The following is a 14,359-nucleotide window of genomic DNA, read 5'->3' as shown; positions in this document are numbered from 1 at the left end:
CGAACAGGTGCGGCTCGCCGTACCGATCTCTGGAACCAAAGAGGAGGTACGCGTGCGCACCATTGCCCGAGCCGTCCCCCCGAGACCCGTTCTGATCACCGCCGTCGCCCTGACCACCGCCGCCGGTTCGCTCCTGCTCCAGCCCCGCCCGGCGGACGCCACGCCCCGGCCCGTCCCCCGCCGGGGTTCCGCGCCCGACCCCACCATTCGCGAGGGCTCCGGCCCCGACCGGTCCGCCGCCCGCGCGCCCGTCACCGCCGCCCGCCGCGCCCTCACCGCCACCGTCCCGCGCACCGACCCCCGCCTCGGCTACCCCCGCCGCCAACTCCTCTCCCCCGACCCGACGAACCCCGCCGACAAGTCACTGAAGCTCGGCCTCACCCCGTACCACGCCCTCGCCCCGCGCCTGAACTCCCTCCAGCAACTGGGCGATCGGGTGAGTGTCGAGGTCGCGGGCGTCTCGTCCGCCGGCCACCGGCTCTACCTCGTCACGGTCACCGCCCCGGAGACCACCACCCAGGCCACCGCCCAGGAACGGATGCGCGACCTCATCGAGAACGCACCCGCCACCGCCGCCAACTCCCCCGAGATCAAGGCCGGTTACAAGACCCCGGTCCTCATCGACAACAACATCCACGGCGACGAACGCGAGGGCACGGACGCCTCCCTCGACCTCATCCAGCAGCTAGCCACCGCCAACGACACCAACACAAAAGACCTGTTGGCGCACAGCCGCCTCTACTTCAACATCACCGCGAACCCCGACGGCCGTATCGCCGGCACCCGCGCAAACGCCAACGGCTTCGATCTGAACCGGGACTTGATCACCGCCTCACAGCCCGAGGCCCGCGCGATCCGCGCGCTCACGATCGACAAACAGCCCGCCGTCCTGCTCGACCTGCACGGCTACGTCAACGGCACCCTCATCGAGCCGACCACTCCCCCGCACGGCGAGAACTACGAGTACGACCTCTTCCTCAAGAACACCTACGCCAACGCCCTGGGCATGGAGACCGCCGTCAACGCCCTCGGCTACACACCGGCGAAGGACGGCGTCGAGCCCGCCCAAATCCCCTTCCGCGACCAGGCGGAGGGCTGGGACGACTGGCCCCCGGTCTTCACCCCGCAGTACGCCGCCTTCCAGGGCGCGGTCGCCGCCCACACGGTCGAGATCCCGCTCCAGGTCGACAACTCGGCCTACGACACCCTCCCCACCGCCGAGCTGCACCGCCGCGCCGCGATCAACGTGGCCGTCGCGGGCGCGGCCATGCGCGCCACCCTCAACTTCGCCCGTTCCCATCGCAGTTCACTCATCGCCGACCAGATCGAGATGTTCCGGCGGGGCGCGACAGGCGCCGAACAAGTACCCGTATCCCCGCTGACCGTCCCGGGCGTCCCGGGCATCGGCCCCGAGGACGTCTACACAACCAACTTCCCCCGCGCCTACACCATTGCGCCCGACACCGCGGGCACGCGCCTCGTCGAGCACCTCATCGCCAACGACGTCCGCGTGCTACGCGCGGCGACCGGCCCGTACGTAGTCGACATGCACCAGCCCAAACGGGGCCTGGCGAACGCCCTGTTGGCCGACGGCCGGGACATCAGCGACAAGGTGACGGCGATGTACGACATCTCGGCCTGGAGCCTGGGCCGCCTATGGGGCGCCACGGTCAAGCCCGTCCCCACCCTCCCCACCACACCCCTCACCACCATCGCCGCCCCCTCCCCCGTGGCGCACGTCGCCCCGCACGGCGACCTCCGCCTCCCCCTCACCGACCCGGCCGAGTTCGCGGCCCTCAACTCGCTCCTCAGACAAGGGATTCCGGTACGACGGTCGGCGGACGGCAGCGCGATCGTGCCGGAGCCGAAGACAGCGACAGCACGAGCGAAGGTGACCGAGGCCGCGACGGCCTACGACGTGGCATTCGAGACCACAACCCTCCCCGGTGTCACGGCACTCCACCCCGTCCGCGTAGCCGCAGCCGTCACTCCAGGTGAACTGTTCGCGCTGCGGGAGATGGGCTTCGACGTCACACCGGTGTCGACGGACATCCTGAACGAGGGATTCGACTGGTCGAAGGCCGATGTGCTGTTCGTGTCAACGGAGTTGGAGGACGGCGACCTGACCCCGACCGCCCGCACCGCCCTCCGCACCTTCCTCTCCTCCGGGCACGGACTCGTCGGCCGGGGCGTCACCGGCACCGCGCTCGCCTCCACGACCGGACTACTGACGGCAACGCCCGTCTCTGGCACCGAGGAGGCCAACGGCGTTGTACGGGTGGTGAATTCGGGACCGGTCACCACCGGCGCCCCGCCCTACGGCTTCGTCTACGCGCCGGTGTGGTTCACCGGACTCGGCGCCGGAGTCCACGTAGAGCAGTCGTACGCGACCGGAAATCCACTCCTCGCCGGGCACTGGCGGACACAGGCCGACGGCTCCGGCGGTCCCGCGGACGCGGCGGGGCGGCCCTCGGTCGTCAGTGACACGCGAGCTGTCCTGTTCGGCACGGAGCCGCTCTTCCGGGATCATCCGAAGGGGGAACTCCCGCAGGTCGGACGGGCGTTGTTCACCATGGCACACACGAGCGACGGCACACGCGCATTGGCACACGCGAGCAGCGGATCAGTCGAGGAGAGCAGATGACCCAGGAGATCCACGGCACCGTAGCCGACGGCTTCGAAACGGTGCGGGAGGAGTTCGCCGCGTTCGTTGCGACCGAACGCGCCGATTATGAGGGCCAGTTGTGTGCATACGTACACGGTCGGCGGGTCGTCGACCTGTGGGCGGGGCCACCTGGTACCGACGGCGACTCGCTCTATGGCGTGTTCTCGTCCACGAAGGGCGCCGCGCACCTCGTGGTGGCGCTCCTCGTGCAGGACGGCACGCTGGAGCTGGACCGCAAAGTGACGTACTACTGGCCGGAGTTCGCGTCCGAGGGCAAAGGTGCGCTGACACTGCGCGAGCTGCTCGCGCACCGGGCGGGCCTGGTCGGCACGGACACCGGGTTCACGCTCGACGAGCTGGCCGACGACCGGGCGGTGGCCGAACGCCTCGCCGACCAGCGGCCGTTCTGGCGCCCGGGCACGGTCTTCGGCTATCACGCCCTGGTGATCGGCGCGTTGACCGGCGAGATCGTACGGCGGGCCACGGGCCGTTCGCTCCGGGACGTGCACGAGGAGAGAGTGCGGGCGCCGTACGGGCTGGACTTCTTCCTGGGCCTGCCGACGGCGCACGAGCCCCGATTCCGCACCGTCCAGCCCCAGTTGCTGACCCCGGAGCAGGAGGCCGCCCGCGCAGCCGAGCCGTCCAGCCCGCACAGTCTCGCCGCGATCGCGTTCAACGAGCACGCGGCGCAGCCGACCGTCCTCGAGTCCCTGCCGAACGAGCGGGTGATCCGGGCCAAGGGTCCCGCGTCGGTCGGCGGGGTGGCGTCGGCGCGCGGTCTCGCCGGGCTGTACGCGGCGGCGATCAGCGAAGTCGACGACCGGGCCGCCCTGTTGAAGCCGGACACGGCGGCCGAGTTCGGCCAGCTGCACTCCGTCGGCTACGACGTGGTGACCGGCACGCACCGCGCATACGGCCTCGGCTTCCAGGCCACCGCGGACGCCGCCTACCCGTTCCTGGGCGCCGGCACCATCGGCCACAGCGGCGCGGCCGGCTCCCAGGCCTTCGCCGACCCCCGCAGCGGCTTGGCCTACGGCTACACCAGGCGCCGTTTCGCCTTCCCCGGCGGAGCGGCCCCGGAAAACGTACGTGGACGGCCGAGAGGGAGCCGTAGGGGCGCGCCGGTGTCGAGAGCCCCAGCGCGCGGAGGCGCGCAGCGCCGAGCACGGTGGGGCTCTCGACACCGCCACGCGCCGGTAGGCGCATATCGAGCACGGCAGCGCCCCGTAGGCGACCGAACCAAAGGAGGTGCGCGCGGGGTGGAAAGCACAGGCCCACCCACGCGACACCAGCCAACACCGGCCCAGTCAGGGACCTGAGCCCCTAAAGAACACCAGCCCCGTCAGAGACCTCGGCCTCTAAAAAGACACCGCCCCGTCAGAGCTTGACGATCATCTTCCCGGTGTTCTCCCCACGCAGCTGCCCGAGGAACGCCTCCAGGTTGTTCTCGATGCCCTCGACAACCGTCTCGCGGTACTTCAGCTCACCGGAGGCCACCCACGCGCCGACCTCCTGGACGAACTGCGGCTGCAGGTCGTAGTGGTCGCCGACGAGGAAGCCCTCGATGCGGCCGCGGGTCTGGATGAGGCGGCTGAGGTTCTGCGGACCGGGGGCGGGCTCGGTGTTGTTGTAGACCGAGATCATGCCGCAAATGGCAATACGCCCACGCTCGTTGAGGGAACCGATCGCCGCCTCCAGGTGCTCGCCGCCGACGTTGTCGAAGTACACGTCGACACCGTCCGGAGCGGCCTCGCGGAGCTGCTGGCTCACCGGGCCGTTCTTGTAGTTGAAGGCCGCGTCGAACCCGTACTCCTCCACGAGGAGCTTGACCTTCTCGTCGGACCCAGCGGAACCGATGACCCGGGAGGCGCCCTTGAGCTTGGCGATCTGGCCGACCTGGCTGCCCACGGCACCCGCGGCGCCGGAGACGAAGACCGAGTCGCCCTCCTTGAAGGACGCGGTGCGCAGCAGACCGGCGTAGGCGGTGAGGCCGGTCATGCCGAGGACGCCGAGGTAGGTGGAGAGCGGGGCGAGGTCGGGGTCGACCTTGACGGCGCCCTTGGCGTCGATGGTCGCGTACTCGCGCCAGCCGCCGAAGTGCAGCACGTGGTCGCCGACCGCGAAGCCCTCGGCGTTCGACTCGACGATCTCGCCGACCGCCCCGCCCTGCATGACCTTGCCGAGCTCGAAGGGGGCGGTGTACGACTTGCGGGCGCTCATGCGGCCGCGCATGTACGGGTCGACCGACAGGTACTTGTTCCGCACCAGCACCTGGCCCTCGGCCGGGGCCCGGGTCTCGGTCTCCACCAGGGCGAAGTCCTCGGGCTTCGGCCAGCCGACCGGGCGGCTGAGGAGGTGCCATTCGCGGTTGATCATCACAAGCGCCTTTCGTAGTGCAGGGGGCCGTGCGGGGTGACTCGCATACTGCCGAATACTTCAGTACCTGAAACAACCATGCGCCTGAATATTTCATGATGTCAAGTAACGGGGTACTCTGAGCCCATGGCCACACCCGAAAAGACGCGTCGCTCCGACCCCGTGACCATGGAGGTCGTCGAGCTGATCGGCGATGTCGTGGCGCGGTTCTACGCGGACTACGAGGAGGCGGCGGGCGACCACGCGCTGACCGGAGCCCAGGCCAGGCTGCTCAGCCTGCTCTCCCTGGAGCCCCTGCCCATGCGCAAACTCGCCCTCAAGCTGAAGTGCGAGCCGTCGAACGTCACGGGGATCGTGGACCGGCTGGAGACGCGCGGCCTGGTGGAGCGCCGCCCCGACCCCGCCGACCGCCGAGTGAAGCTGGCGGCGGCCACGGACGAGGGGCGCCGGGTGGCCCGTAGCCTGCGGGAGTCCCTACGGTTCGCCCGCGAGCCGCTGGCCGGGCTGTCGGACGAGGAGCGACTGGCGTTGCGGGGGTTGCTGCGGCGGATGCTGGAGGTCTGAGCCGGGCCGCCCACGGGCATCCGAACCGGACCGCCCACGGGCATCTGAACCGCGCCGCCCACGGACGTCTGAGCCGAGCGGCTCAGGAACACCACCACAGGATCTGCTTGCAGGTCTCCGAGGGCGACGGCGTCGGGCTCGGGTCGGAGGACGACGGTTCCGAGGACGGGGTGGTCGCCGGGTCCGTCGTGGACGTGGACGCGGGGGACGTGGCACCGCCGCCGGTGTCCGTCGTCGGCGTCAGCGACGCCTTGGGGTCCTTCGTCTCCTTCGCGGACTCCGAAGGAGACGCGGACGGTGACGCCGACGCGTCCGGGGACGCCGTACCCGCGCTGGTTCCGACGGTCTTCGTGACGTCCAGGGGCTCCGCCGTCTGGCTGGCCTCCGCGTCCGAACCGCCCTCCGCCGACGCGCCCGGCGCTGCGGACCTCGAGGTCGAGAACGGCGCGTCCGTGCCGAGCTCTGCCAGACTCAGGCCGCCCGCCGCCAGTACGAAACCGGCCGTTATCAGCAGCACCCGGCGCCGCCGCCTCCGGTGCGCCGCGGCCTTGCGATCGCGACGGCTCGCACCTGCCGCGTCCGGGCTCTCGACGTCGTCGTCCTCGGCCGCGACGAGAGCGGTGTCGACCCGCCCCCGCCCCCGGCTCTTCCGCCGCGCGGCACGCCCCTGAGGCTCGCCGTGCGAGTGGCCGTCCGCGTGGTCGTCCTCGTGCGCGGCGGCGGGCACATCCGCCACATCCGCGCCCGCGTCCGCACCCTCGTGCGGGACGTCGTCCGTCTGCGGGCGTACGTCAACTCCGCGCGCGTGGGCGCCAGTTGGTTCGACCGGGGTTTCGACTGGTGCGCCGCACCCCGGGCACGCGAGGGCGCCGTTCAGGTGCCGGCCGCAGGGGTGGCAGTAGTCCATGACGCCGGAAGACTAAGTTCCTCACAGGTAACGTTCATAGGCGCGCCTGTGAAAGTTGTGTAGGGACGCGGCGGGAAACGACAAGAACCGTCACGAACCGACGCCGCCGAGCGGTACGCCGATCGCGTCTCTTGCCGAAACCGTTACGCGTTCGACCCATTGACACCCCCGCCCCGCCGTCCTTACTGTCTGCCCAGCATTTCGAACGTGAGCCGAAATTTCGAACAGCACTGAAGAGCACAGGGGGCAACTGCCGTGCGCATCACGGGAATCAGCACGCACGTGGTCGGGACGCCATGGCGCAATCTGACGTACGTCCAAGTGCACACCGACGAGGGCGTCACCGGCGTCGGCGAGACCCGGATGCTGGGCCACACCGACGCGCTGATCGGTTACCTGCGCGAGGCCGAGGCAAACCACATTCTCGGTTCCGACCCGTTCGCCGTGGAAGACCTCGTACGCCGGATGAAGTACGGCGACTACGGGCGTGCGGGTGAAATCGTCATGTCCGGCATCGCCGTCATCGAGATGGCCTGCTGGGACATCAAGGGCAAGGCCCTCGGCGTGCCGGTGTGGCAGCTGCTCGGCGGCAAGGTCACCGACAAGGTGAAGGCGTACGCGAACGGCTGGTACACCACCGAGCGGACCCCGGAGGCCTACCACAAGGCCGCCCAGGGGGTCATGGAGCGCGGCTACAAGGCCCTGAAGATCGACCCCTTCGGCACCGGGCACTTCGAACTCGACCACGAGCAGACCCTCTACGCGGTCTCCCTCATCGAGGCCGTGCGCGATGCCATCGGTCCGGACGCCGAGCTGATGCTGGAGATGCACGGCCGGTTCTCGCCCTCGACCGCCGTACGGCTCGCGCACGAACTCGCGCCGTTCAAGCCCGCGTGGCTGGAGGAGCCGGTCCCGCCGGAGAACCTGAAGGCGCTGGAGAAGGTCGCCGCGAAGGTGGACATCCCCATCGCGACGGGTGAGCGCATCCACGACCGGATCGAGTTCCGCGAGCTGTTCGAGAGCCAGGCCGTCGACATCATCCAGCCCGACGTCGGTCACCTCGGCGGTATCTGGGAGACGCGCAAGCTCGCCGCAACCGCCGAGGCGCACTACGTCCTCGTCGCCGCGCACAACGTGGGCGGCCCGGTGCTGACCGCCGCCTCGCTCCAAGTCGGCTTCTCCTCCCCGAACTTCAAGATCCTGGAGCACTTCAACGACTTCGCGGACGCCGACATCAAGAAGGTCGTCAAGGGCGCCCCGCAGGTGATCGACGGCTACTTCCACCTCTCGGACGCGCCCGGTCTCGGCGTCGAGCTGGACACCGACGCGGCGGCCGAATTCCCGCAGCAGCAGGCGCGGTTCGACCTCTGGGCGGATGGCTGGGAGCAGCGCAAGCCGAAGGGTTCGAAGTGAGCACCGCGGTCGTCATCGAGGCACCGGGCGAGCACCGGCTGGCCTCGCACGAGCCGCGGCGGCCGGACGCGGGCGAGGCGCTGGTGCGCGTCCACGCGGTCGGCATCTGCGGCAGCGACCGCGAGGTGTACCAGGGCAACAGGCCCGAGGGCTACGTCCGTTACCCCCTCACCCCGGGCCACGAGTGGTCCGGCACGGTGGAGGCCGTGGGCGCCGGGGTGCCCGCAACTCTGGTGGGCCGCAAGGTGGTTGGCGAGGGCTTCCGCAACTGCCAGGTCTGCGACCGCTGTCACGCGGGCGAGACGACACTGTGCACGGCGGGCTACGAGGAGACGGGCTTCACCCAGCCCGGCGCGATGGCCGCCACCCTCACGCTCCCCGCCCGCCTCCTCCATGTCCTCCCGGACGAGGCCGACTTGACGGCGGCGGCGCTGCTTGAGCCCGCTGCCTGCATCGCGGCCGCCGCGCTGAAGGCGAACGCCCGCCCGGGCGAGCGGGTCGCGGTGGTCGGTACCGGCACGCTCGGGATGTTCGCGGTGCAGTTCCTGAAGGCGGGCTCACCGGCCGAGTTGCTCGTGGTGGGCACCCGGCCCGACCGCGCCAAGCTGTCGAAGGACTTCGGCGCGAGCCGATTCCTCACCAGGGACCAGGAGTTGCCCGACGACTTCGATGTCGTGATCGAGACCGCCGGGTCCGCGTCCGCCGCGCGCACCGCCGCCTCCCTGCTCCGGCGCGGCGGACGCCTGGTCCTCACCGGTATCCCCGCCCCGGGCGCCGAGGGCCTGGACCCCACCGATCTCGTCGTACGGCAGCTGGAGGTGCACACCGTCTTCGGGGCACCGCCGGACGCCTGGGCGCACACGGTCCGGGTCTTCGGGGCGGGCCTGCTCGATCCGCTCCCCCTGGTCACCCATGAGCTGCCGCTCGCCGAGTTCCCGCAGGCCATCGAGCTGGTGGGGTCCGGCGATCCCAAGGTCGGCAAGGTGCTGCTGCGGCCGTAGGACACCCCAGTCGTACGTCGGCACGGGGTGACCTGACCACCCCGTGCCGGCGTACCACCAGAGCCTTTCGTACCCCGAGCCGCGAACCTCGTCCGAAATACCGAACGCGAAGGACAGCAAGTGACCGACACCGCCACGGCAGCCCGCCGGCCCGGGGAGCAGGCGCTCTCCGCGCTCGGCCTGGGCGCGCCCGCCCTCGACCCCGCCGACGCCTCCACCCACACCTTCCCGGACGGCGGTCGCTGGCGCACCGAGATCCCCTCGTGCGAGGGGCCCGAGGCGCTGGCGGTCATCCTCAAGGAGTCCTCGCGCCTGGACGTGCCGATCCACCGGATCAGCCAGGGCAGCGGCGTGTGGATGCTGACCGACGCCGAGATCACCGAGATGGTCGAGGCGACCGGTGAACGCGACATCGAGCTCTGCCTGTTCACCGGGCCGCGCGGGACGTGGGACATCGGGGGCTCGGTCCGTTCCGACTCGCGGGGCGGGGGTCTGCGTGCGCGGGGTCATGACGCAGTCGCCGGGTGTGTCGAAGACGCCGTGCGGGCAACGGAGTTGGGCGTCAAGTGTCTGCTTGTCGCCGACGAGGGTGTGCTGTGGACGTTGCACCGGGCGCGGGTGGCGGGGATCATCCCCGCCGACACCACGCTCAAGGTGTCGGCGCTGATCGGGCCGGTCAACCCGGCGGCGTACGCGGTGTACGAGAAGCTGGGCGCGGACTCGCTCAATGTCCCGAGTGACCTGACGCTGGATCACCTGACGGAGATCCGGCGGGTGTCGGCGGCCCCCATGGACATGTACATCGAGGCGCCGGACGACCTCGGTGGGTACATCCGGATGTACGAGGTCGCGGAACTGATCCGCCGAGGCGCCCCCCTGTACCTGAAGTTCGGCCTCTCCAAGGCCCCCGGCATCTACCCGTGGGGCACCCACATGCGGGACGTCACCCTCGACACGGCGCGCGAGCGCGTCCGCCGGGGCCGTCTCGCCCTGGACCTCCTCGCCCGCCACGGCGCGGACGGCGACATGGCTCCCCTTGGCACGAGGTTGCCGGGTTCCCTCAACCGTTTCCCCACAGAGAGTGCCACCGACTGATCAACGGGGGCTGCGGCCCGGTGGGGGCTGGTCGCGCAGTTCCCCGCGCCCCTAAAAACCCGGGCCGGCATCAAAGGGGCGCGGGGCTGTATCGATGTGCGGCTCCGCCGCGGGGCGCGACCAGCCACAACAGACCTGCACCTCTCAAACACAGGCCCGCTTCCACAGGGGCGCGAGGAACTGCGCGACCAGCCCCCACCGAACCCGCACCTCTTCAACACAGGCCCGCTTCCGAAGGGGCGCGGGGAACTGCGCGACCAGCCCCCACCGGACCCGCACCGCACAACTCAACAGGCACCACCCCGCATCCTGAACCACCCCCCACGCTCGCTGCACCTCTCAACGACGAGAAGAATGAGGCCAGTTCACATGCGCATCCGCAGAAGTCGCGCCCTCCCCCTCATAGCCGGCGCAGCCACCCTCGCGCTGACCCTGTCCGCCTGCGGCCAGAGCGGCTCGGGCGGCAGCAAGGAGAAGGAGAGCAGCGCCAAGGGCGGCACGATCGGCATCGCGATGCCGACGAAGTCCTCCGCGCGCTGGATCTCCGACGGCAACAACATGGTCGCGGACCTCAAGACCAAGGGCTACAAGACCAAGCTGGTCTACGGCGAGGACGACCCGGACACCCAGGTCTCGCAGATCGAGAACATGATCACCCAGGGCGTCAAGGGCCTGATCATCGCGGCGATCGACAACAAGTCCCTGAACAACGTGCTCCAGGAAGCCGCGTCCGCGAAGATCCCGGTCATCGCCTACGACCGCCTCATCCTCGGCACCAAGAACGTCGACTACTACGCCTCGTTCGACAACGAGAAGGTCGGCACCCTCCAAGGCACGTACATCGCCGAGAAGTTGGGGCTGACCAGCGGCAAGAAGGGCCCGTTCAACATCGAGCTGTTCGCCGGCTCGAACGACGACAACAACACCAAGTACTTCTTCGACGGCGCGATGAAGGTGCTCCAGCCGTACATCGACAAGAAGGAACTGGTCGTCAAGTCCGGGCAGACCGCGCTGAACAAGGTCACCACCCTGCGCTGGGACGGCACCACCGCCCAGAACCGCATGGAGGACATCCTCACCGGTTCCTACAAGACCGGCCGGGTCGACGCGGTGCTCTCGCCCTACGACGGCATCTCCATCGGCATCCTGTCCGCGCTGAAGTCGGACGGCTACGGCACCTCCGCCAAGCCGCTGCCGGTGATCACCGGTCAGGACGCCGAGCTGGCCTCGGTGAAGTCGATCATCGCCGGTGAGCAGACGCAGACCGTCTACAAGGACACCCGCCAGCTCGCCAAGGTCGCGGACACCATGATCGACGACGTCCTCAACAACAAGACGCCGAAGACCAACGACACCAAGACCTACGACAACGGCACCAAGGTCGTCCCCGCCTACCTGCTGCAGCCGGTGAGCGTCGACAAGACGAACTACGAGGACGTGCTGGTCAAGGGCGGGTACTACACGGACGCTCAACTCAAGTAATTCCGCGGCCCGTTACCCGACCCCACACGTGATTGGTAGGCACGACCATGGCGGGACCCGTCCTGGAAATGCGCTCGATCGTCAAGACCTTTCCCGGTGTCAAGGCACTGTCGGACGTCACATTGACGGTCCGTCAGGGCGAGGTCCACGCCATCTGCGGTGAGAACGGCGCCGGGAAGTCCACCTTGATGAAGGTGCTCTCCGGCGTCCATCCGCACGGCAGTTACGAGGGCGACATCCTCTTCGAAGGAGAGGAGTGCCGCTTCCGCGACATCCGGGCCAGCGAGCAGCGCGGCATCGTGATCATCCACCAGGAACTGGCACTGGTGCCGTTCCTCTCCATCGCGGAGAACATCTTCCTCGGCAACGAGCACGCCTCGCGCGGGCTCATCAACTGGAACGAGACCCTGCGGCACGGCACCGAACTGCTGCGCCGGGTGGGCCTGAGCGACCACCCGGAGACCCGCGTCGCCGACATCGGCGTGGGCAAGCAGCAGCTCGTCGAGATCGCGAAGGCGCTGTCGAAGAAGGTGAAACTGCTCATCCTGGATGAGCCGACGGCGGCCCTGAACGACGAGGACAGCGGCAAACTCCTCGATCTCATCCTGGAGTTGAAGAAGCAGGGCATCACCTGCATCATCATTTCGCACAAGCTGAACGAGATCCGCAAGGTCGCCGACTCGGTGACGATCCTGCGCGACGGCCGCTCCATCGAGACCCTCGACGTGAAGGCGCCGGAGACGACCGAGGAGCGGATCATCTCCGGCATGGTCGGCCGCGACCTCGACCACCGCTTCCCCGAGCGCACTCCGTACGAGGGCAAGCCCGAGGCGGCACCCGCACTGGAGATCCGCGGCTGGACGGTGTTCCACCCGATCGACCAGCAGCGCAAGGTAGTTGACGATGTGTCAATAAATGTGCGCAGAGGCGAGATCGTCGGCATCGCCGGACTCATGGGCGCCGGCCGCACCGAACTCGCGATGAGCGTCTTCGGCCGCTCCTACGGCCGCTACTCCGGCGGCACGGTCCTCAAGGACGGCCAGGAGATCCGTACCAAGTCCGTCGCGGAGGCGGTCAAGCACGGCATCGCGTACGTCACCGAGGACCGCAAGCACTACGGCCTCAACCTCATCGACACGATCAACCGGAACATCTCGCTGGCCGCCCTGAACAAGGTCTCCCAGCGCGGGGTCGTCGACGAGCAGGAGGAGCGGCAGGTCGCCGAGCGGTTCCGCAAGTCGATGAACATCAAGGCGCCGACGGTGTTCGAGCCGGTGGGCAAGCTGTCCGGCGGCAACCAGCAGAAGGTCGTCCTCAGCAAGTGGATCTTCGCGGGTCCCGAGGTGCTGATCCTGGACGAGCCCACGCGCGGTATCGACGTGGGCGCCAAGTACGAGATCTACACGGTCATCGACCAACTCGCCGCCGAGGGCAAGGCGGTGGTCTTCATCTCCTCCGAACTGCCGGAGCTGCTCGGCATGTGCGACCGCATCTACACGATGGCGGCGGGCCGGCTGACCGGTGAGGTGCCCCGGGCCGAGGCCACGCAGGAAGTGCTGATGCGCCAGATGACGAAGGACAAAGAGGTAACGCGATGAGCACGGACGTGACCGCCAAGAGCCCGGCCCCCGCGCCGCCGGGCGGGAGCGGATCGGCCGCGGGCGGCGGCCTGTTGCACCTGATGCTGGACGGCCTGCGGCGCAACATGCGCCAGTACGGCATGCTGATCGCCCTCGGTCTGATCGTGATCCTCTTCGAGGTGTGGACCGGCGGGGACCTGCTGCTGCCGCGCAACGTCTCCAACCTGGTGCTGCAGAACAGCTACATCCTGATCCTCGCGATCGGCATGATGATGGTCATCATCGCCGGGCACATCGACCTGTCGGTCGGTTCGCTGACGGCGTTCGTGGGTGCCTTCGCGGCGGTCCTGATGGTCAATCACCAGGTGCCGTGGCCCGTCGCGTTGGTGCTGTGCCTGCTGATGGGCGCCGTCGCGGGCTCCGTACAGGGGCTGTTGATCGCCTACGCGGGCATACCGTCCTTCATCGTCACCCTCGCCGGGATGCTGCTCTTCCGCGGCCTCACGGAGATCCTGCTCCAGGGCCAGACCCTGGGCCCGTTCCCCAACGGCCTGCAGAAGATCGGCAACGGCTTCCTGCCCGCGGTCGGCCCGAACACCAACTACCACAACATCACCCTGCTGTTGGGCCTGGCGATGGTCGCCGCGGTGGTGTGGCAGGAGGTCCGCGACCGGCGCCGGCAGCTGGAGTTCTCGCTCGACGTGCCGCCGGTGAAGCTGTTCCTGCTCAAGCTGGTCGCGATCGTCGCCGCGATCGTCTGGCTCACCATGCTGCTCGCCAGCTACAACGGCGCGCCGGTCATCCTGATCATCCTCGGTGTCCTGGTGGTCGGTTACGGCTACGTGATGCGCAACACCGTCTTCGGCCGCCACATCTACGCGATCGGCGGCAATCTGCCGGCCGCGAAGCTGTCCGGCGTCAAGGACAAGCGCGTCAGCTTCCAGGTGTTCCTGAACATGGGCGTGCTCGCGGCCCTGGCGGGTCTGGTGGTCACCTCCCGCCTCAACGCGGCCTCGCCGAAGGCGGGCGACGGCTTCGAACTCGAGGCCATCGCCTCCTCGTTCATCGGTGGCGCGTCCATGAGCGGCGGTGTGGGTACCGTCCTCGGCGCGATCATCGGTGGGCTCGTCCTCGGCGTGCTGAACAACGGCATGAACCTCCTCAGCGTCGGCACCGACTGGCAACAGGTCATCAAGGGCCTCGCCCTGCTGGCCGCGGTCGGCTTCGATGTGTGGAACAAGCGCAAGTCCGGATCGTAACTTCAGCCCGGGCCCCG

10 protein-coding genes and 1 pseudogene are annotated in these 14,359 nt (G+C 69.0%); 9 read left to right on the top strand and 2 right to left on the bottom strand.

The window, feature by feature from the left end:
• Positions 1-52 precede the first annotated feature (52 nt).
• Together OO69_RS45330 and OO69_RS45325 are read left to right on the top strand one after the other, a co-directional pair.
• A complete protein-coding gene (locus OO69_RS45330; RefSeq protein WP_033286862.1) occupies positions 53-2,644 on the top strand; it encodes a M14 family zinc carboxypeptidase in 2,592 nt (863 codons plus the stop codon).
• Positions 2,641-3,756, top strand: a pseudogene (locus OO69_RS45325) (serine hydrolase domain-containing protein); the annotation flags it as partial. The gene OO69_RS45330 and the pseudogene OO69_RS45325, both read left to right, overlap by 4 nt.
• A 286-nt stretch (positions 3,757-4,042) precedes the next feature.
• On the opposite strand, the gene OO69_RS45320 reads toward OO69_RS45325, so the two are convergent.
• Entirely contained in the window at positions 4,043-5,041 is a 999-nt protein-coding gene (locus tag OO69_RS45320; protein ID WP_033286861.1) for an NADP-dependent oxidoreductase, read from the bottom strand.
• Positions 5,042-5,167: 126 nt separating this feature from the next.
• Here OO69_RS45320 and OO69_RS45315 point away from each other — a divergent pair, with 126 nt between their 5' ends.
• On the top strand, positions 5,168-5,605 hold the full coding sequence (locus tag OO69_RS45315) for a MarR family winged helix-turn-helix transcriptional regulator (protein WP_033286860.1): 438 nt from the start codon (positions 5,168-5,170) through the stop codon (positions 5,603-5,605).
• Positions 5,606-5,687: 82 nt separating this feature from the next.
• Here OO69_RS45315 and OO69_RS49655 read toward each other — a convergent pair whose 3' ends face one another.
• Positions 5,688-6,512 (bottom strand): SCO2400 family protein, encoded by an 825-nt coding sequence (locus OO69_RS49655; RefSeq protein ID WP_051801752.1) that lies wholly within the window; start codon positions 6,510-6,512, stop codon positions 5,688-5,690.
• Positions 6,513-6,767: 255 nt separating this feature from the next.
• Here OO69_RS49655 and OO69_RS45305 point away from each other — a divergent pair, with 255 nt between their 5' ends.
• From OO69_RS45305 to mmsB, 6 genes are all read left to right on the top strand, one after another.
• Positions 6,768-7,925, top strand: coding sequence for a mandelate racemase/muconate lactonizing enzyme family protein (locus OO69_RS45305; protein ID WP_033286859.1), 1,158 nt, complete (start codon positions 6,768-6,770; stop codon positions 7,923-7,925).
• The gene (locus OO69_RS45300) at positions 7,922-8,926 is read left to right on the top strand and encodes a zinc-dependent alcohol dehydrogenase (protein ID WP_033286858.1); all 1,005 of its coding nucleotides are present in this window, start codon (positions 7,922-7,924) and stop codon (positions 8,924-8,926) included. Before OO69_RS45305 ends, OO69_RS45300 begins: the two co-directional genes overlap by 4 nt.
• Positions 8,927-9,046: 120 nt before the next feature.
• Positions 9,047-10,021, top strand: a complete 975-nt coding sequence (locus OO69_RS45295; protein ID WP_033286857.1) for a hypothetical protein — start codon at positions 9,047-9,049, stop codon at positions 10,019-10,021.
• 369 nt (positions 10,022-10,390) lie between these two features.
• Positions 10,391-11,503 (top strand): multiple monosaccharide ABC transporter substrate-binding protein, encoded by a 1,113-nt coding sequence (chvE, locus tag OO69_RS45290; protein ID WP_033286856.1) that lies wholly within the window; start codon positions 10,391-10,393, stop codon positions 11,501-11,503.
• 47 nt (positions 11,504-11,550) lie between these two features.
• Entirely contained in the window at positions 11,551-13,101 is a 1,551-nt protein-coding gene (gene mmsA, locus OO69_RS45285; RefSeq protein ID WP_033286855.1) for a multiple monosaccharide ABC transporter ATP-binding protein, read from the top strand.
• Complete coding sequence (mmsB, locus tag OO69_RS45280) at positions 13,098-14,342, top strand: multiple monosaccharide ABC transporter permease (protein ID WP_033286854.1); 1,245 nt, start codon at positions 13,098-13,100, stop codon at positions 14,340-14,342. The genes mmsA and mmsB overlap by 4 nt, the downstream gene beginning before the upstream one ends.
• Positions 14,343-14,359: the final 17 nt, after the last annotated feature.

It is taken from the genome of Streptomyces sp. NRRL F-525 (assembly GCF_000716605.1).
In the GTDB taxonomy this organism is placed as follows: Bacteria; Actinomycetota; Actinomycetes; order Streptomycetales; family Streptomycetaceae; genus Streptomyces.
Note: the sequence above shows the minus strand (reverse complement) of the source record. Positions and strands in the feature narration are given on the sequence as shown.